The 18356-nt window shown below is 68.7% G+C and carries 17 protein-coding genes; 10 read left to right on the top strand and 7 right to left on the bottom strand.

Annotated elements, in window-relative coordinates; translation table 11 throughout:
• Positions 1–36 precede the first annotated feature (36 nt).
• Genes LX13_RS04910 through LX13_RS04890 form a run of 5 tightly spaced genes read right to left on the bottom strand, consistent with a single transcriptional unit; the run spans position 37 to position 5171 of the window.
• Entirely contained in the window at positions 37–1143 is a 1107-nt protein-coding gene (locus LX13_RS04910; RefSeq protein WP_253660163.1) for an acyl-CoA dehydrogenase family protein, read from the bottom strand.
• Positions 1140–2132, bottom strand: a complete 993-nt coding sequence (locus LX13_RS04905; protein ID WP_253660162.1) for an acyl-CoA dehydrogenase family protein — start codon at positions 2130–2132, stop codon at positions 1140–1142. The genes LX13_RS04910 and LX13_RS04905 overlap by 4 nt, the downstream gene beginning before the upstream one ends.
• Positions 2129–3319, bottom strand: coding sequence for an acyl-CoA dehydrogenase family protein (locus tag LX13_RS04900; protein ID WP_253660161.1), 1191 nt, complete (start codon positions 3317–3319; stop codon positions 2129–2131). Before LX13_RS04900 ends, LX13_RS04905 begins: the two co-directional genes overlap by 4 nt.
• Positions 3319–4239 (bottom strand): enoyl-CoA hydratase, encoded by a 921-nt coding sequence (locus LX13_RS04895; protein WP_253660160.1) that lies wholly within the window; start codon positions 4237–4239, stop codon positions 3319–3321. The genes LX13_RS04900 and LX13_RS04895 overlap by 1 nt, the downstream gene beginning before the upstream one ends.
• A gap of 38 nt (positions 4240–4277) precedes the next feature.
• Complete coding sequence (locus LX13_RS04890; RefSeq protein ID WP_253660159.1) at positions 4278–5171, bottom strand: helix-turn-helix domain-containing protein; 894 nt, start codon at positions 5169–5171, stop codon at positions 4278–4280.
• 116 nt (positions 5172–5287) lie between these two features.
• Between LX13_RS04890 and cysD the strand changes: the two genes are divergently transcribed.
• Genes cysD through LX13_RS04865 form a run of 5 tightly spaced genes read left to right on the top strand, consistent with a single transcriptional unit; the run spans position 5288 to position 9524 of the window.
• Positions 5288–6202 (top strand): sulfate adenylyltransferase subunit CysD, encoded by a 915-nt coding sequence (gene cysD, locus LX13_RS04885; protein ID WP_253660158.1) that lies wholly within the window; start codon positions 5288–5290, stop codon positions 6200–6202.
• Positions 6202–8088, top strand: coding sequence for an adenylyl-sulfate kinase (cysC, locus tag LX13_RS04880; RefSeq protein ID WP_253660157.1), 1887 nt, complete (start codon positions 6202–6204; stop codon positions 8086–8088). The genes cysD and cysC overlap by 1 nt, the downstream gene beginning before the upstream one ends.
• On the top strand, positions 8085–8852 hold the full coding sequence (locus LX13_RS04875; protein ID WP_253660156.1) for a 3'(2'),5'-bisphosphate nucleotidase CysQ: 768 nt from the start codon (positions 8085–8087) through the stop codon (positions 8850–8852). The genes cysC and LX13_RS04875 overlap by 4 nt, the downstream gene beginning before the upstream one ends.
• A gap of 4 nt (positions 8853–8856) precedes the next feature.
• A complete protein-coding gene (locus LX13_RS04870) occupies positions 8857–9204 on the top strand; it encodes a DMT family transporter (protein WP_253660155.1) in 348 nt (115 codons plus the stop codon).
• Entirely contained in the window at positions 9201–9524 is a 324-nt protein-coding gene (locus LX13_RS04865; protein ID WP_253660154.1) for a DMT family transporter, read from the top strand. Before LX13_RS04870 ends, LX13_RS04865 begins: the two co-directional genes overlap by 4 nt.
• 38 nt (positions 9525–9562) lie before the next feature.
• On the opposite strand, the gene LX13_RS04860 is transcribed toward LX13_RS04865, so the two are convergent.
• Together LX13_RS04860 and LX13_RS04855 are read right to left on the bottom strand one after the other, a co-directional pair.
• The gene (locus LX13_RS04860; protein ID WP_253660153.1) at positions 9563–10825 is read right to left on the bottom strand and encodes a DUF7373 family lipoprotein; all 1263 of its coding nucleotides are present in this window, start codon (positions 10823–10825) and stop codon (positions 9563–9565) included.
• Between the two features lie 90 nt (positions 10826–10915).
• Positions 10916–11758, bottom strand: a complete 843-nt coding sequence (locus tag LX13_RS04855; RefSeq protein ID WP_253660152.1) for a hypothetical protein — start codon at positions 11756–11758, stop codon at positions 10916–10918.
• A gap of 259 nt (positions 11759–12017) precedes the next feature.
• Between LX13_RS04855 and LX13_RS04850 the strand changes: the two genes are divergently transcribed.
• The 5 genes from LX13_RS04850 (at position 12018) to LX13_RS04830 (ending at position 18335) form a co-directional block, all read left to right on the top strand.
• The gene (locus LX13_RS04850; RefSeq protein WP_253660151.1) at positions 12018–13865 is read left to right on the top strand and encodes a dynamin family protein; all 1848 of its coding nucleotides are present in this window, start codon (positions 12018–12020) and stop codon (positions 13863–13865) included.
• The gene (locus tag LX13_RS04845; RefSeq protein ID WP_253660150.1) at positions 13862–15286 is read left to right on the top strand and encodes a GTPase; all 1425 of its coding nucleotides are present in this window, start codon (positions 13862–13864) and stop codon (positions 15284–15286) included. The genes LX13_RS04850 and LX13_RS04845 overlap by 4 nt, the downstream gene beginning before the upstream one ends.
• A gap of 30 nt (positions 15287–15316) precedes the next feature.
• A complete protein-coding gene (locus LX13_RS04840; RefSeq protein WP_253660149.1) occupies positions 15317–17179 on the top strand; it encodes an Hsp70 family protein in 1863 nt (620 codons plus the stop codon).
• Between the two features lie 226 nt (positions 17180–17405).
• Entirely contained in the window at positions 17406–17768 is a 363-nt protein-coding gene (locus tag LX13_RS04835; RefSeq protein ID WP_253660148.1) for a hypothetical protein, read from the top strand.
• Between the two features lie 6 nt (positions 17769–17774).
• Positions 17775–18335 (top strand): RNA polymerase sigma factor, encoded by a 561-nt coding sequence (locus tag LX13_RS04830; protein WP_253660147.1) that lies wholly within the window; start codon positions 17775–17777, stop codon positions 18333–18335.
• Positions 18336–18356: the final 21 nt, after the last annotated feature.

Genomic DNA, 18356 nt, shown 5'->3' with positions numbered 1-18356 from the left:
GTACTCACCGCGGGCATATGCCGATGCCCCGAGACGTCACAGACCCGCGGCACGCGCCAGCGACTCCATCGACACCGACGGTTGTCCGAACAGCTGTGCGGCACCGTGCGCTCGCTTGAAGTACAGCTGTACGTCGTGCTCCCACGTGATACCGATGCCCCCGTGCAGTTGGACCGCCTCCCCGGCGACGGAGGCGCTCATCTGTGAGCAGTAGACGCGTGCGGCGGCGGCCAGTTCGGCGGCGTCCGGATCGTCGGCCACGAGAGCGCCCGCCGCCGCGTACGAGATCGATCGCGCGGTCTCGGTAAACGCGTACATGTCGGCCATCCGGTGTTTGAGGGCCTGGAACGAGCCGATCACGCGTCCGAACTGTCGCCGCGACGACGTGTACTCGACGGTCTGGTCGAGCACGGCTCGCGCGGCCCCGACCTGCTCGGCCGACAGCGCCACCGCCGCGACTGTCCGCAAGCGGCGCAGGAGATCCGCGGGCGCGGCGATGGTCTGCGACGGGGTGTCGTCGAAGCCGACCGACGACAGCGGTCGGGTGGGGTCCATGGTGGGCAGCGCGGTCACGACCACACCGTCGGCGTCGCGCGACACCTCGTGCAGGGTCACGTGGCCGCCCGATCGCGCGACGACGATCAACACGTCCGCGTACTCGGCGTCGAGCACGTAGTGGGCGGTACCGGTGAGCAGTCCACCGTCGGTGCGCACCCCCGGTTCATCCCAGCCCGCCGCGTCCGCCCAGCAGAGCGCGGCGATCGACTCGCCGGCCGCGATCGCGGGCAGCACCCGTTCGCACGCCTCGTCATCGCGGGAGAGCAACACCGCCTGCGCCGCCAGCACCGCCGACCCGAGCATCGGCACCGGGCTCAACGTCCGACCGAGTTCCTCGAGTACGACGTGGGATTCCATCAGTGACGCGTCGACGCCCCCGAAGCGTTCCGGTATGGCCAACGCGGCGACACCGATCTGCTCGGCCAGCGCACTCCACAGCGTCCGGTCGTACCGCGGCGTCGCGGCCATGGCCGACCGCAGCGCGGGGGAGTCGCCGTGGCGCCGCAGTACGTCGCGCACCGCGCCCCGCAGGTCTGCCTGGTCGTCGGTGTCGATGCCGGGCGAGGTGATCACGGGGGAGGTCACGGTGCCCCCACGGGCGCGGTGACCGAGCGTAGGACACGGGCGCGGTGCAGCGCCGGGGTACCCCACGCGGTGAGCAGGGCACGCGTCTTGGTCAGGTACAGCGACAGGTCGTGTTCCTGCGTGTAGCCGATCGCACCGAGGGTCTGCAGTCCGACGCGCGAGGCCAGGTACGCGGCCTGTCCCGCCGCGACCTTGGCCGCCGACACGTCGCGGGACGCATCGCCGCCCGGGGGGACCGAACCGTCGAGCGCGAGGGCGGCGGCGTGGACCAGCGGACGCGCCATCTCGACGGCGATGGCGACGTCGGCGAGGTGGTGCTTGATCGCCTGGAACGAACCGATCGGTCGACCGAACTGGGTGCGGGAGATCGCGTATGCGCCGGACATCGCCAGCATCTGCGACGCCAGTCCCAGCAGTTGAGCGGCGGTGGCGAGAGCGCCGTGGTCGAACGCGGCCGTGCCGTCGAGGTCGGTCGCGACCGTCTCGGCGGGCGCGAGCACCGACACCGTGCGGGCCCGATCGACCGAGGCGTGGGTGGTCACGACGTCGCCGGTGCTCAGCGTGGTCCCGTCGAGCAGCAGTCGGTGGGTCGCGGCGTCGGCGTCGGCGGCGTACGGGACGTCGTCGGGGATCGCCAGCGTCGCCAACTCGCCCGAGACCAGTGCCTCGAGGAGGTCGGTGCGGTCGGTGCCGGCGAGCAGCGTCGGTACCGCACCGAGGGTCTCGGCGACCGGACCGGGAACGCAGTGTCGGCCGAGCTGCTCGGCGGCGACGACCATCTCGAGAGCGCCGGCGCCGAATCCGCCGGACGCCTCGTCGATGAGCAGGGCGGTCACACCGGTGTCGGCGAGCCGCGCCCACACCGCGAGTCCGGGGTCGCGGTCGCCGTCGTTCCAGGCCCGCACGACCGCGGGCAGGTCGGCGCGCGTGAGCATCGAGTCGATGCTGTTCGCGAGGTCGGTGTGCTCGGTCTCGAGCAGGAATCTCATCGGTCGCCCCGGGGTAGTCCGAGCAGGCGCTCGGCGATGACATTGCGTTGGATCTCGTTGGTACCCGCGTAGATCGGACCCGACAGGGAGAACAGGAAGCCGTCCATCCACCCGCCCGCGGGGTCGTCGTGTGAGGGGCCGGCGATCTCGGCGTCGGTGCCGAGCAGATCCAGTGCGGTCTCGTGCGTGGCGATGTCCCATTCCGACCAGAAGACCTTGTTGATCGACGACTCCATTCCGAGTTGCCCTCCCTCGGCGAGGCGGCTGACCGTGGCGTAGGTGGACAACTCGTAGGCGCGTGCCCCGATCCAGGCGTCGGCGACCCGTGCGCCGAGGGCGTCACTCGCCGTTCCGTTCTTGTCCGCCCGGGCCCAGAGCGCCAGCAGCCGATCAGTGGCCGCCAGGAAGCGTCCGGGGGAGCGCAACGACAGGCCGCGTTCGTTGGCGGCGGTGCTCATCGCGATCCGCCATCCGTTGTCGACCGCGCCGATCACTCCGGACTCGCCGGGCTGATCCGGGTCGTCGGGGACGAAGACGTTGTCCAGGAACAGTTCCGCGAAACCGGGTTCACCGTCGAGCTGGTTGATCGGGCGCACCGTCACCCCGTCGGCGCGGAGGTCGAACATGTAGTAGGTCAGCCCCTTGTGTCGGGACGACTTCGGATCGCTGCGGAACAGCCCGAACCCGCAGTCGGCGAAACTGGATCGTGAGCTCCACGTCTTCTGACCGTTGAGCAGCCATCCGCCGTCGGTGCGGGTGGCCGTCGACCGCAGCGACGCGAGGTCGCTCCCGGATTCGGGCTCGCTCCACGCCTGGCCCCAGATGTCGTCGGCACGCGCCATCCGCGGCATGATGCGGGCGAGCTGGTCGGGATGCGCGTGTTCGAAAAGTGTTGGGGCCAGCAGAAATATGCCGTTCTGGCTGACCCGGCCCGGGGCGCCGCTGCGGTAGTACTCCTCCTCGAAGACGACCCAGTGCAGCAGGTCCACATCGCGTCCGCCGAACTCCTCCGGCCAACTCACCACCGACATCCGCGCGTCGGCCATGGTCCGTTCCCACGCACGGTGGGCCTCGAACCCCTCCGCCGAATCCATGGACGGCAGCGGGGAACTCGGCACGTTCGCCGCCAGCCACGACCGGACCTCGGTGCGGAAGGACTCGGCGTCTGCGTCGAAGGTGATGTCCATCAGGCGGTTCCGCCTGCGGTCGGCCCACCGGCACTGGCCTTCATCGACTTGGCGTCCATCCCGCCGAGGGAGTCGCCCCCGGCCGCCTCGGCGTTCGCGCTGTGCGCGAAGTGGTGCCATCCGAACACCGAGTCCATCGAGGTGCGCAGGCCCATCTGGTCCTCGCAGATGTTGACGGCCTTCTTGGCCAGGGCCAGTCCGAGCTGCGGCATCTCGACGATCCGCGCGGAGATCTCGTTCACCTTGTCCTGCAAATCGTCCCGGGGGACGACGTGGTTGACCATGCCCCAGTCCTGCGCCTGCGCGGCGGTGAACCGCTCGCCGGTGAACAGCAGTTCCTTGGCCCGACGCGGCCCGAGGACGAACGCGTGCGCGAAGTACTCGACGCCGGGGATGCCCATCCGGACGACGGGATCGGAGAAGAAGGCGTCGTCGGAGGCGACGATGAAGTCGCACACCCACGCCAGCATGAGGCCGCCTGCGATGCACGCGCCGTGGACCTGGGCGATCATCGGCTTCGGGATCTCGCGCCACCGGCGACACATGCCGACGTAGACCTCGATCTCGCGGGCGAGCCGCTGGTCGCCCCCGCTGCGGTCGGTGTGGTCCCAGTACAGCGACGCGGTGTTCGGGTACTGCACGTGGAAATCTCGCTCGGGGGTCCCGATGTCGTGGCCCGCCGAGAAGTGTTTGCCGTTGGCGCGCAGCACGATCACCTTGACCGCGCCGTCGTCGACCGCGCGGACGAAAGCGGCGTCGAGCGAATACGTCATCACCGAGTTCTGCGCATTCCGGAACTCGGGACGGTTCAACGTCACGTAGGCGACGCCGTCGGCCACCTCGTAGGCCACCGGCGTCGAGTCGGCGGTGAGCTGGTCGCCGGTGAGGGGCGCCGGGATCTGGCTGGCGGGCTCGGTCATGCGTCGACCCTACCTAGCAAGTGCTTGGTTGGTAAAGCTCACCGCAGGAGCGCGCGCTCGATCTCCACGGCCGCAGCCTGCAGCTCCTCGACCAGCGCAGCGAGGGCCGATCCGCCCAGCGGGGTGCCGGGGCAGGCGACGATCGACGACGTCACCCGGTTCTGCGCCACGCGGTCGGCCTCGGTGCGCACCGGAGCCGCCACCGACAGCGCGCGGACGTCGCCGTCGAGGTCCTCGGGGCGGTAGTCGGAGTTCATCAGGTCCATCAGCAGATCGGCCAGCCGTCGCCGGACCGGTTGCGACGCCTCGGTGAGGTGGACCGCCCGCAATGTCGCCATCACCTCGGTCGCCTCGGGGCCGAGGCGCTCGACGCTGTAGCCGCGCTCGCGGATGACCGCCAGCAGCGACGCCAGCCGGTTGCGGCTGGGCGGTGGCGCGGTGGACAACCACTCGGTCTGCTCGCGTCCACCCGCCCACGCGATGTACTCGCGGCACAGCGGGGCGGTGATGGGCAGGCGGGTCCCCGGGGTGGCCCAGCCGATGTCGCCGGCGATCTCGGTGATCTGGATGAACTCGCCGTCACGCTCGGACAGGAAGACGGGGAGCCCGATGCGGCGGTGCAGGTCGGCGAGCACGGGCCGGGCCGCGCTGGTCAGCGGTTGGGCGCCTGCGGCGTGGCGGATGCGGGCGAGGAAGCGCGGGGCGAGTGAGAAGCGTCCCGAGTCGTCGCGGACGGTCCAGCCGTCGGCGCAGAGCTGGGTCAGCACGGCGTGCGCGGTCGCCCGGGTCATGTCGGTGGCGCGGATGATGTCGGCCAGCGTCGGTCGCGCCGACACGTCGTCGGCCAGATGGTCGATGACCGACACGACGCGACGGGTCGGTGCCGATACCGGTTGACGATCGGCGTCGTCGCCACCTACATTCAGTGTCATATTGTCGAACGGTAGTGTCGAATAACCGACATTGCAAGGTTTGCCGGCGTGCGGTGTTCGATGGACGCAGGGACGTGGCCGAGGGTCGACAACAGTGATCGAGTGAGGAGTCGTCAGTGCCCCAGATCGGGTATGAGCTGTCGCATCTGAGTGCGTTGGAGGCCGAATCGGTCCACATCTTCCGAGAGGTGGCGGCCACGTTCGAGCGGCCGGGGCTGCTGTTCTCGGGTGGTAAAGACTCGGTGGTCATGTTCCACCTCGCGCGCAAGGCGTTCTGGCCCGCGCCGATCCCGTTCCCGCTCATGCACGTCGACACCGGGCACAACTTCGACGAGGTCATCGAGTACCGGGATCGCGTGGTCGCCGAGACCGGGGTGCGGTTGATCGTCTCGAGCGTGCAGGACGACATCGACGCCGGCCGTGTGGTCGAGCAGACCGGACCCGGCGCCAGCCGCAACCGTCTGCAGACCGCGGCTCTGCTGCGCGGCATCACCGAGAACCGGTTCGACGCGGTCTTCGGCGGTGCCCGGCGCGACGAGGAGAAGGCGCGGGCCAAGGAGCGGGTGTTCAGCTTCCGCGATCGATTCGGTGCCTGGGACCCGCGGGCGCAGCGCCCCGAACTGTGGAACCTCTACAACGGGCGCCACGCCAAGGGCGAGCACATCCGGGTGTTCCCGCTCAGCAACTGGACCGAACTCGACATCTGGCAGTACATCGAGGCGGAGTCGATCGATCTGCCGTCCATCTACTACGCGCATCAGCGCGAGGTCGTCCCCCGCGACGGGATGTTGCTGGCGAAGACGCGTTTCCTCGAGATCGCCGACGGCGAACAGTCGCACACCGAGACCGTGCGCTTCCGCACCGTCGGAGACGCCACGTGCACCGGCTGCGTGGAGAGCACGGCCGCGACGGTGGCCGAGGTGATCGACGAGGTCGCCGCCACCCGGCTGACCGAACGCGGCGCGACGCGTGCCGACGATCGAATCTCGGAATCGGGCATGGAAGACCGTAAGAAAGAGGGGTACTTCTGATGTCCATCTCCGCCGACCGTCTGCGGACGGAGACCGCCGCCCTGCGTGGCGGCAAGGAACTCCTGCGGCTGGCCACCGCGGGCAGCGTCGACGACGGCAAGTCGACCCTCATCGGCCGCCTGCTCTACGACTCGAAGTCGATCTTCGCCGACCAGATGGCATCGATCGAACGGACCAGTGCCGAGCGCGGCGACGAGTACGCCAACCTCGCGCTGCTCACCGACGGCCTGCGCGCCGAGCGCGAGCAGGGGATCACCATCGACGTCGCGTACCGGTACTTCTCCACGCCGCGACGCAAATTCATCATCGCCGACACCCCCGGGCACGTGCAGTACACCCGGAACATGGTCACCGGGGCCTCGACCGCCGACCTGGCGATCGTGCTGATCGACGCCCGCAAGGGCGTGCTCGAACAGACGCGGCGGCACGCGTTCCTGTCGTCGCTGCTGGGCATCCCGCACCTCACCCTCGCGGTGAACAAGATGGATCTCGTCGACTGGTCGCAGGAGCGCTTCGACGAGATCCGCGACGAGTTCGCGACCTTCGCCTCCAAACTCAACGTCACCGACCTCACCTTCGTGCCGGTCTCGGCGCTGTTGGGCGACAACATCGTCGACACCTCGGTCAACATGCCCTGGTATCACGGCGGCCCGCTGCTCGACCACCTCGAGGGCGTGCACATCGCGTCGGACCGCAACCTGATCGACGCCCGCATGCCGGTGCAGTACGTGATCCGCCCGCAGCGCAGTGACGGATCCGATCACCGCAGCTATGCGGGCACCATCGCCGGTGGCACGTTCAAACCCGGCGACGACGTGGTGGTGTTGCCCAGCGGTTTCGGCAGCACGATCGAATCCATCTGGGGACCAGGGGGAGTCGAGGTCACCGAGGCGTTCGCACCGATGGCCGTCTCGATCTCGCTGGCCGACGAGATCGACGTGGCGCGCGGCGAGATGATTGCCCGCCCCAACAATCGCCCCTACGTCGGCCGCGACATCGACGCGATGATCTGCTGGTTCTCCGAGGACGGCGAACTCCGCGAGGGCAACCGCTACCTGATCGCCTCCACGACCACCGAGTCCCGCGCCCAGATCAGCTCGGTCGCCTACCGCCTCGACGTCAACTCGCTGCACCGTGACGAGAACGCGGAATCGTTGTCGCTGAACGAGATCGGCCGCATCACCCTGCACTCGCAGCAGCCGCTGATGTTCGACGGCTACCGACGCAACCGGGAGACCGGCAGCTTCATCCTCGTCGACGAGGCGACCAACAAGACCGTCGGCGCCGGCATGATCACCGGTCCGGTGGCCCGGGACAGCAACGTGGTGTGGCACGGGTCGAAGGTGTCGGCCGACCAACGCCCCTACCGCGGCGGGACCATCTGGCTGACCGGCCTGTCGGCATCGGGAAAGAGCTCCATCGCAGTCGAACTGGAGCGCCGACTCGTCGCGGCCGGCCGGCCGGCCTATCTGATGGACGGTGACAACCTCCGCCACGGGCTCAACTCGGATCTCGGTTTCGGCGACGACGACCGGCGCGAGAACATCCGTCGTACCTCCGAGGTGGCGACGCTGTTCGCAGACTCGGGCGCCATCGCGATCGTATCGCTGATCAGCCCGTTCGCCGACGAGCGCCAACGAGCGAGAGAGATCCACGCCGCCCGTGAACTGTCGTTCTACGAGGTCTTCGTCGACACACCGCTCGACGAGTGTGAGCGACGAGACCCCAAGGGGCTCTACGCCCGAGCGCGGGCAGGCGAGGTGAAACAGTTCACCGGCATAGACTCGCCGTATGAGCGCCCCAGTACCGCGGAACTCGTGGTGACCCCCGCCGACGGCTCTCCCGGCGAGGTCGCCGACGCCGTGATCCGGAACCTCGGACTGTGAGCACGCCGGGGTTCGACGACGACATCGCACTCGCCGCCGAACTGGCCACCGGGGCCGGTGAGCTGCTGGTGCGGCTGCGGCGCGACAGTGGTCTGTCCGGAAGGGAGTTGGGCGACGCGGGCGATCAGCAGTCCAACGACTGGCTGCTCGCGCAGCTGGCCGAGCGGCGACCGGACGACGCGGTGCTGTCGGAGGAGTCGGCCGACGACCGCAGCCGGCTGCAGGCGTCCCGGGTGTGGATCGTCGACCCGGTGGACGGGACGCGTGAGTACGGCATGGAGGGCCACGCCGACTGGGCCGTGCACGTCGCGCTCTGGACCGCCGACGAGGGGCTCGTTGTGGGTGCGGTGTCGCTACCGGCCCTCGAGGTCACCTACGACAGCGGTTCCGGGGCAGTGACACCCACCGTCGGGCTGATGTCGACGCCGCGCGGTGACGTGCCGCGGGTGGTCGTCAGCGGATCGCGTCCGCCCACGTTCTCCGACGATGTCGCGACGGCGATCGGTGGCGTTGCGGTGCCGCTCGGTTCGGCGGGCGCCAAGGCGATGGCGGTGGTGCGCGGCGAGGCCGATGCCTACGTCCACGCCGGTGGTCAGTACGAGTGGGATTCGGCGGCCCCGGTCGCGGTCGCGCAGGCGGCCGGTCTGTGGTGTAGCCGCATCGACGGATCGCCGCTGGTCTACAACCAGTCCGAGGTCTACCTTCCCGACCTCGTCATCTGCCGGCCCGAATTGGCGCAAGCCGTGCTCGGCGCGATGGCCTGACCCGGTGATCACCTGGCTGTTCCTCGGCGCGGCCATCGTCTCCGAGGTCGCCGGTTCACTTGCCTTGAAGGCCGCTCTGGATCATCCGGGGTGGTACGGGCTTGTGGTGGTCGGCTACCTCGCCGCCTTCGTCCTGCTGGACCGGGTGTTGCGACGCGGGTTCCCGCTCGGGGTGGCGTACGGCATCTGGGGCGCCCTCGGGGTGGCTGCGACCGCAGTGATGTCGTCAGTCCTGTTCGGGGAGACGGTCACCGTGGTCATGGCCGCCGGCATGGTCCTCGTGATCGGCGGAGTCCTCTGCATCGAACTGGGATCCGGCCTGCGCGCAGGGAAATCGGTCGACCCGTCGTGAGCGGATGGGCGTTCCTCGTCGTCGCGATCGGCTCGGAAGTGACAGGGACCCTCGCGCTGCGGGCCGCCGCCGGCGGTAAGAACCTCTGGTACATCGCCGTCGCGGTCGGCTACCTGCTGTCGTTCGTGTTCCTGTCGTTGACGCTGTCGCACGGTGTCGGGCTCGGTGTCGCGTACGGGATCTGGGCGGCGACCGGTGTCGCGCTGACCGCCGTCGCGAGCCGTTACCTGTTCGGCGAGGCCCTCACCAAGGTGATGGGATTCGGCATCGCCCTGGTCGTCGCCGGGGTGCTGCTGATCGAGATCGGCGCCGGCCACTGAGGTCATCTGAGCCGGAGACCCCAGTGGCCGCGCCCTGATCAGTTCGCCGTCTGGTCGGCCTTCGTGAGGATCAGGTACTGCGCCGAGATCATCTGTCTCGCCTTGGACATGTCGCGGTCGTAGGTCGAGCCGACGTACCGCCCGACGGTGACGTAGCAGTTGTTCTCCTGGCCGGTCGCGGTGTCCTCGGTGAGGCAGGTCGCGGTCGGCAACCCCTTCGGAGAATCGCTTCGGGTGTAGCCGTTCGCCACGTCGGCGTCGACCAGTTTCTTCTCGATGGCGTCGGCGCCATCGTCGGTGGACGCCCGGGACACTGTGGAGTGCCACACCGCGTTGTGTTCGGAACCGTTGTCCTGCAGTGCCTTGAACACGGACGGGCCGTACAGACTGGACATGCCGCGCGGCCCGTAGACACCGCGGGTGAGTCCGCCCAGCATCTGTCCTTCGGTCTCCGGGATGGCGTAGATCAGGATGTTGTTCTGGTCCAGCTTGATCCGCGATTTCACCCCCGGGACGATCGGCGTCGCGGGGAAGCGATCGATCAGCGGAACCTGCTGCGCGACCGCCGTGCGGATGATCGACTCCATCGCGTTCTCCTGCCCCGGTGGGACCACCACGCCGGTGGAGATGACGTAGCTGTTGTGCGCGGTGAACGACCGCATCTCGGGAGATCGACCGGAGGCGCGGCTCACCAGGGTCCCGGGAAGGTCCCTGATCGTGGTGGGTGCGAAGGTGTCGCCGCCTGGGGCAGGCGTGGTGATCGAGGCCCGGTTCATCGCGATTGCTGCCGCGTTCGCCGCCGCCGGCGAGTTGTACCGCAGCACCAGCTGCGTCAACGACCTCGTCTTGTCGCTGATCTTCTTCTTCGGCTGACCCGCCGACGTGAAGAAGCCCGTGACGAGACCTTTGACGCCGGCGGCGTCGGCGATGGCCTGTGAGGCGAAGACCGACTTCAGACTGCCGGTTCCGAACACGACCCCTGTGGGTAGCCCGATCTCGGTCATCTCGGGATCGATCTCCGAAGGGATGGTGACGAACTCAGCCAGGCGCTGTCCCTCGGCACCGACGATCTCCGGGTCGGGTGCGGTCGCGAAACCGAAGGGGGCCGACGGCGACGTCGGGTAGGTACCGGTGTCGAGTTGAGCGGTGTTGACCGCGGCGGCCGACGACGACGGGGACGTCGATCCCGGTGCTCCCGACGAAGCGGCGACACCGATGCCGTCGGTGGTGGACGTGCAGGCGGCGAGGCCGGTGATGCAGGTGATCGCGGCCGCCGTCGCCAGGAGGGTTCTCGCGCGCATGGAAGTTCTCCTCGATGTGGTCGGTAGATGGTCGCACCGATTCGGCAACCGGTCATCCCCGGTCGCCGAACCGTGGTGCCTGGGGTCGGATCAGAAGGCGAAGCTGCCGGATCCGGTGTCGTGGCCGTGGTCGTTGGCCTGGTAGTCGAGGTGGACCTCGGTCTGGGGTGCGGGGTCGGTGTAGTTCGAGGTGGAGTAATCGACGGAGCCGTCGTGGTCGGTGTCGATGCGGGCGGTGTCGTAGTAGTGGTCGCCGTCGGTGTCGCGGATCTCGATGTCGGTGCGGCCGTCGTGGTTGGTGTCGACGTACTTGTGGTCCCAGGTCCCGTCGCCGTCGGCGTCGACCTGCACGACGTCGATGCGTCCGTCGCCATCGGTGTCCCACGACGCCTTGTCGGCGGCGCCGTCGTGATCGGTGTCGGTCAACACCACGTCGTTGGTGCCGTCGTGATCGGTGTCGAGCTCCCACCTCTGGTCCTGTCCCGCGGTTGTGGTCGGGCTGGAAGTGGAGGAGTCGTGGGTCGAGGTGGTCGAGGACTCGGTGGTGGTGGAGCGGCTGCTGTAGGAGTCGGTGGACCGGTACCCCTCCGACGTCGAGTCGTTGGCGCTGCTCGTCGAGTCGTTGTCGCTGCTGGTCGAGGTGGGCTGCGCGCCCGACAGGGCGTTGGCCCGGAGGTCGACGCTGCTGGTGGCATCAGGCCGGCCGTCGCCATCGGCGTCGACGACCTGGCGGTCGTAGCGTCCGTCGTGGTCGGTGTCGGTGACCATGACATCGATCCGGCCGTCGCCGTCGGTGTCACTGGCCCGGACATCGGCGATCCCGTCACCGTTGGTGTCGGCCTCGACGTAGTCGGTGGTGCCGTCGTTGTCGATGTCGGTCAGGACCACATCGGTGGTGCCGTCGTGGTTGGTGTCCATCTGCTTGGTGCTCATCGGAAAATCTCCTCGGGGTGTGGTGCGGGGAGTCGGTATCGACTCGGACACAGCATCAGATGCAGACACCCACCCGGAATGTTCCCCGGCATCGAAATCGTCTTTTCTCGGCGGCCGCGAGTCGTCGTCGCCGCCCGGGAACAAACGCATGCGGTGGTCGCATCCCATGTGACGACGGATTGCTCACCGGTGATGCGATTTACTGTCTGTGTCGAGCCCGACGCGGCCGGGCCGAGTCAACAGATACGGGGTGGTGTCGATGAGCGACGAGTCTGCGTCGCGTGACGCCTTGCCCGGCGAGGATCCCGCCGGCGAGGCGACCAAGGTCCTCGGTGCTGCGGCATCGGTGTTGCGCGCCTACAAACTCGACGATGTGGCCGATCTCGCGGCCCGGAAGGCGGCACGTGATGGTCAGCTACGCAGTGTCGTGGTCGTCGGTGAGGTCAAGCGCGGCAAGAGTTTTCTGGTCAATGCGCTCGTCGGGCGCCGCGACCTCTCGCCGGTGGGTGTGAACGTGGCGACCACCGTGGCCATCAGCGTGTGCCCCACCGACGACCCGCCGCTCGACGGCACCGCCGACCTGTTGTTCCCCGACCGCACCGAACAGGTCCCGCTGCGCACGCTGCCCGACTGGGTCACCGTCGACGGTCGGTACGTCCGCGACCCGAACGTGGCCTCGCTCCCGACCCGGGCATCCATCCCCGTCACCGACACCGCGCTACCCGGCGTGACGATCGTCGACACGCCCGGGGTGGGCGGCCTGGACCCGGCGATGGCGACACTGGCGACGCAGACCGCGCAGCAGGCCTGCGTCGTGGTGATCGCGTGCGACGCCTCGAGCCCGCTGACCGCACCGGAGATGGACTTCATCCGCGACGCCGGCGCATCGGTCGACGCCCTGATCGTGGCGGTGACCAAGACCGACAAGAACATTCGCCGCTGGAAGGCGATCGTCGAGGACAACCGGCGTCTGCTGGCCGATCATCTCGACCGTGAGGTGACCGTGGTCGGGGTGTCGAGCCTGCGTGCGGTGATGGCGTCGGAGATGGCCCCCGGCCCCGATCGCGATCATGCCGAGCAGGCATCCGGCATCACGGCCCTGCGCACGGAGATCCTGCAGCGGTTGGACTCTGCCGCGCAGCTGCCCGCGATCGACGCCCTGCGGACCACGCGCGAGGGTCTGCTGACCGTCGCCCGGCGGGTCGACACCGAGTACCTGGCCATCGAGGGGCGGGGAGACACCCTTCCCGACCTGACGTCGCAGCTCGAGGAGCTGCAGTCGCTCAAGGAACAGAGCCGCGAGTGGGAGCAGTACCTCGCGCGGGACCTGATCGAGTTGCGGCAGAGGGCCATCGACGACAGCGACCGCCGGCTCGAGGAGATCCGTGACCGGTGGACCACCCGGATAAACAAGAACGGCATGGAGGTCCTGCGGAACAGCCCGCAGAAGTTCACCGCCGACATGCAGAGCGAGCTGCAGCAGGCCTTGGCGACGACCATGTCGGGGTTCCTCGGCGAGTTGTACTCGACCATCGTCGCTCCGCGTTTCCACTCGAACGTGGTGTGGGAGCAGATCTGTGGACGCATCGTCGGGTCGCTGCAGGGGCAGTCCATCGACGGTCCGCAGGTGGGCAGCAAACGACACGGACTGTTCGACCCGACCCTGCTGACCATGGGCGTGATGGGGTCGTCGACCATCGGGGGTCTGATCGGTTTGTCGGCCGCGCTGGGTGTCGGGGCCGTGGTCGGAACGCTGTGGGTGGGCGTGAACCTGGGGTTCCGGGCGATGCGAACCGGCAAGACCAACCTGTTGACCTGGCTGCGCGAGACGATGGCGCTGACACGAACGGTCACCGCGCGACTGCTGGAGATGGCGATCGCGCAGGCCCGGCCGGAGATCATCGTCCGCTACCGCGACCACCTGCGCACCTCGATGGAGGAGTTGCAGCGTCAGATCACGGTGGCGAAGGAGGCGGCCGGCGCCGACGCCGCCCGCCGCGAGAAGGATCTCAAGCGGCTGGGCAACAACCGCGACGTGATCCGCAAGCGCCTCGACGAGACCGAGCGGATGCTCGCCCGACTCCAACAGATGGCGGAAACCCGATGAGCGGCATGATGTCCGACCCGGTGCACGTGGTCCTCGACCGCGGTCTGCGCGCGCTGGCATCACTCGGCGGCGACCTCGTGGGCCACGCCAACGCGATCGGCTCGAGTCTGTGGGCGCCGCCCAGACTCGTCGTCGTCGGACGGCTCAAGGCGGGTAAGTCGACACTGGTCAACGCGTTGATAGGCGCGCCCGTGGCCGAGACCGCGGCTCTCGAGGCCACGCGTGTGGTGGCGGTCTATTCCGACGGTGCGCCGTCGCGGGCCGAGGTGGTCGCGCTCGACGGCACCCGACACCCCGTACCCGTGGTGCCCGGCCGGACCGGCGCACTACCGATCCCCGACGAGCAGATCGCCTACCTCCACCGGTGGTTGCCGTCGGCCGCGATCCGGGACCTGACCTTCATCGACACCCCCGGTCTCGCGACCCTCACGACGAAGAACGAGGCGGCGACACGTCGGGTTCTCATCGACGGGTTCGAGCAGACCCGGACGGCCTCGGTGGACGCCGACGCCGCGGTGTTCCTGTTCGACTCGACCCCACGTGCCGACGAGTTGCAGTTCCTGAAGCAACTCCCGTTGTCGCCGCTGAACACCCTCGGCGTGCTGTCCCGCGCCGACAGCTTCGGCGAGGGCGCGCTCGGCCGTCGCGATCCGCTGCAGCACGCGGTCGAGCACGCCGCCCACATGAGTCGCGAACTCGCGCAGACGGTGTCGACCGTCGTGCCGATCTCGGGTCTGATGGCCCAGACCAGCCACACCGGGGCGCTGGGGGAGGTTGATGCGCGGGCGTTGGCATCGCTCGCCGGAATGGGGCCACTGGACTTGATCGACGCCCTCGAGTCCGACGGTCCCGGTCCGCTGACCCCCGCCGTCCGCGACCGTCTCCTCGACCTGGTCGGTGAGTACGGCGTCCTCAACGGTCGGCAGGTGGCGACCCGCGGCGCGGCCGCCCTCAACCAGTGGCTCGCGGCGAACTCCGGAATCGATGCGCTGCAGCAGGTCCTGCGGACCTCGCTCAGCGAGTTCGCGGTGCTCAACCGTGCGCGTCGGGTACTCGATCGCGTCGACCAGCTCGCCTACACCCACCCGGCCCGCGAGCCCATCCGGTCGATCGCCTACGCCATGCGCAGCGAACCCGCGATGCTGCGCGTCGGGTTGCTCGGCGACCTGCAGAGGCTTCTCGTCGCCGACCCGCGCAGTCCCGTCGTCGACGAACTGCGCACCCTGCTGACCGGTCGCAGTCCGGCCGCGTGCGTCGGTCTCCCGCCGGACGCGTCCATCGACCACGTCCGTGGCCATGCCCGGCAACGACTCGCCACCGCGCAGGGACGGGCGTCGGCGACCATGACCGCCGCCGAGGACGCCGCCCTGGTCGATGTCATCCGTGCCTACACGTCGCTGATGACCACCGGTCATCTGTGACGGTCCACATCACCCGAGAGGATCTCCCCGATGTCGTCTGACGACTGGTTCCTGAGCATCGACTTCGGTACGTCGAACACCGCTGCCGCCCATTCCGCGGCCCTGAGCGGTGCGATCGAGTCGTTGTCGCTGTCGCATGCGGGCAACCTGATGCCCTCGGGTGTGTTCGTCGATGCGCCCGACCGGATCGCGGTGGGAGAGCATGCCGCCAACGAGGCCCAACGCAACCCCGCCGCCTACATCCCGGCGCCCAAGCGGCTCGTCGGACAACCGTCGGTGGCGGTCAACGGGTTCATCGTCCCGACCTCCGCACCCATCGCCGCGGTGCTGCGGACGGTCTTCTCCCGCGCGGTGGCCCTGCACGCCGGTCAGATGCCCGCACATCTGGTCCTGACGCACCCCGAGGCATGGTCGCCGTCACAGATCCGGACTCTCACCGACGCGGCGGCCGTGGCGGGCATGCGACCCGACGCGATCACGACTGTTTCCGAACCACGAGCTGCAGCAGCACATTACGCACGCAGCAACCGCCTCGCCGACGGCGCGAAGATCGCGGTCTTCGACTTCGGTGGCGGCACCCTCGACGTCGCCGTGCTGAGCAAGAACGCCGGCGGCACCTTCACCGTCCTGGCCGCCCGGGGCGACAACGGTCTGGGCGGCAAGAACTTCGACGCACTCATCCGGCAGTGGGTGGACGAGCAGCTCGAGGCGCGCAACCCCGATCTGCTCGAGTACCTGCGACGCGATGCCCCGGTCGGGATCCGACACCAACTCGACGACTCCATCCGTCGTGCGAAGGAACTGTTGTCCGAGACCCCGTCGGCGACCATCACCGCCGCCGGCGGCGGGTTCCACGAGACGTTCCAGTTGACCAGGGACGAGTTCGACGAGCTGATCTCGACACCGATCGGTGTCGCGGTGTCGTTGACGCGATCGGCGTTCGCCGACGCCGGCATCACCCGCCGCGATCAGCTCAGCGCCCTCTACCTCACCGGCGGGACCTCGCGGATCCCGCTGGTGCATCGCGCGCTGCAGGACATCGGTCCGGTGGCGACCCTCGACGACCCGAAAACCGTTGTCGCTCAAGGTGCGCTGAGTTCGTGGTTGTCCTCCTCACCGCACCGACCGAACATCCCCGGCGCGGACAGGGTCATGGGTGATCGCTTCCCGACGGCGCCGACCGATCAGCTCGGTGGCCGCACGGCGGCGCCGACCGGGCCGACTGCTCGGGCGCCACGGGGCTGGACGGACGCCGGTCCGGACGAGACGTCCCCGACCAGATCAGGCGGTCGACGTCGTGGACTGCTGATCGCCGGGGCGGCCGTGGTGGTCGTCGCGGTCGGAGCGGTCGCGGCGGTGACGCTGTCCGGAGGAGGCGGGGGCGACGACTCGCCTGCCGCACAACCGTCGGTGTCGGCCGTCTCGTCGTCCGGTGCCGCCGTCTCCCTGGCGACGACGCAGGAGCAGGTGCTCGCGGCACTGCCCGCGACGCTCGGGGACGACCTCACGAAGTGCCAGAACAGCTTGTTCACCGAGAACCAGGGGGTGATCGTCCGCTGCTTCTTCAAGCCGGGAGCACGGACGATAGCCGGTCTGGGGGTGTCCAACCCCGAGTCGAACCCCTCCAACGACCCGTATGTGACCGTCTCGGTCGACGAGGGGGCCGCCCGCAAGGCGGTGGTGCGCAACCGGCAGGGGAACACCGAGGGCACCGCGACCCTGGTGGAGAACGCCGCCACGACCGCGTCGGCGTCGATCGAGAAGTCGCTCGGTGGCGGCTCGTACATGGCGTCCTATGCGGACAACACGAAGTTCCTGATGGTCGTCGCCTGGAATCTGGCGGGGGTCGAGCAGGGCAAGACGTTCCTGAGCCGGGCCGGTCTCATCTCCTGACGCGTGGGAACATTCGCGCACCCCGTACGCATCTGACACTCCATGAGCGATCCATCACCGCGGCCGGCCGGCGGTCCCGAACTATGCTCTCCGGGAGACGAGGCGAGAACCGATGCGCGGTCCCTGCTCGACGAACTCGGCCTGCGAGTAGATCGTGACTACCGGGTGCCGGTTCGGATGTGGCAGGCCGCGGTGACGATCGCGCTTCTCGGAGAGAGGAACACCCATGGCCGATGACGATGCGTCGGTGCTCAGTTCGCTGGGTATCGATGTCGCCGACGAGTACTCGATCCCCGACTCGGTCTGGGGCGCCGCGCTCGAGGTCGCCCTCGACCCGGACACCCCGACCGCGGATCCGACGTTGGTCCCCGAGATGGACGACGACGGCGATGTGCCGGTCGATCCCACCAGCGACGTCGTGGAAGCGGTTCACCACGGGGGCGACGATCACCCGGTGGACCACATCACCGACGACCCGCACGACGACGTCACGGTCGATGTCCACGGACACGACGATGTCGGTGACCACTCGTCCGCGGGTCACGATCACCACGACGACCACGCGACCGACCACGACTGGCACGGCTGATCCGCGATGGACGAATCCGCACTGTTGATGCAGGCCCGCAACGGGGACCAGCACGCATTCGCCGAACTTGTCGGGATGCACAAGAACCGGGTGTGGGCGGTGTGTCTGAACATCGCGGGCAACCGCCAGGACGCCGAGGACGCGGTCCAGGACACGCTGATCGCCGCCTGGCAGCACCTGGACAAGTTTCGTGGTGAGGCCCGTTTCAGCACCTGGTTGCACCGGGTCGCGGCGAATGCCGCACTAGCGCTTGTCCGTAAGCGCAAGCCCCAGACCGACACCGTGGACTTCAACGACCCGGATCGGCCCGTGCTGCTCGACGACGACGGATCCGTCGCGTTCGACGACCGCCTCGCGATCCGTGACCAGCTGCGGGTGGCTCTGGCCGAGATACCCGAGGAGTTCCGGGTCGCGATCGTGCTGCGTGAATTCGGCGACATGAGTTACAACGAGATCGCCGAACATCAGGGCGTCGGGGTGCAGACCGTGAAATCGCGACTCAACCGCGCCCGTACCCAACTCGCCGAGCGGATGCGCGTCCACGAGCAGGTGCCCGAGGGGTCCTGAGGCGTTGCCCTACGGGCCGCA

The organism is Williamsia maris, from assembly GCF_024171815.1.
In the GTDB taxonomy this organism is placed as follows: Bacteria; Actinomycetota; Actinomycetes; order Mycobacteriales; family Mycobacteriaceae; genus Williamsia_A; species Williamsia_A maris.
The sequence above is the reverse complement of the archived record's forward strand: the minus strand, read 5'-3'. Positions and strand labels throughout refer to the sequence as shown.

Coding starts and splice junctions, on each gene's coding strand:
- LX13_RS04905 (WP_253660162.1), bottom strand. CDS start 2,132: ATGAGATTCCTGCTCGAGACCGAGCACACCGACCTCGCGAACAGCATC.
- LX13_RS04900 (WP_253660161.1), bottom strand. CDS start 3,319: ATGGACATCACCTTCGACGCAGACGCCGAGTCCTTCCGCACCGAGGTC.
- LX13_RS04895 (WP_253660160.1), bottom strand. CDS start 4,239: ATGACCGAGCCCGCCAGCCAGATCCCGGCGCCCCTCACCGGCGACCAG.
- LX13_RS04890 (WP_253660159.1), bottom strand. CDS start 5,171: ATGACACTGAATGTAGGTGGCGACGACGCCGATCGTCAACCGGTATCG.
- cysC (WP_253660157.1), top strand. CDS start 6,202: ATGTCCATCTCCGCCGACCGTCTGCGGACGGAGACCGCCGCCCTGCGT.
- LX13_RS04860 (WP_253660153.1), bottom strand. CDS start 10,825: ATGCGCGCGAGAACCCTCCTGGCGACGGCGGCCGCGATCACCTGCATC.
- LX13_RS04855 (WP_253660152.1), bottom strand. CDS start 11,758: ATGAGCACCAAGCAGATGGACACCAACCACGACGGCACCACCGATGTG.
- LX13_RS04850 (WP_253660151.1), top strand. CDS start 12,018: ATGAGCGACGAGTCTGCGTCGCGTGACGCCTTGCCCGGCGAGGATCCC.
- LX13_RS04845 (WP_253660150.1), top strand. CDS start 13,862: ATGAGCGGCATGATGTCCGACCCGGTGCACGTGGTCCTCGACCGCGGT.
- LX13_RS04840 (WP_253660149.1), top strand. CDS start 15,317: ATGTCGTCTGACGACTGGTTCCTGAGCATCGACTTCGGTACGTCGAAC.
- LX13_RS04835 (WP_253660148.1), top strand. CDS start 17,406: ATGGCCGATGACGATGCGTCGGTGCTCAGTTCGCTGGGTATCGATGTC.
- LX13_RS04830 (WP_253660147.1), top strand. CDS start 17,775: ATGGACGAATCCGCACTGTTGATGCAGGCCCGCAACGGGGACCAGCAC.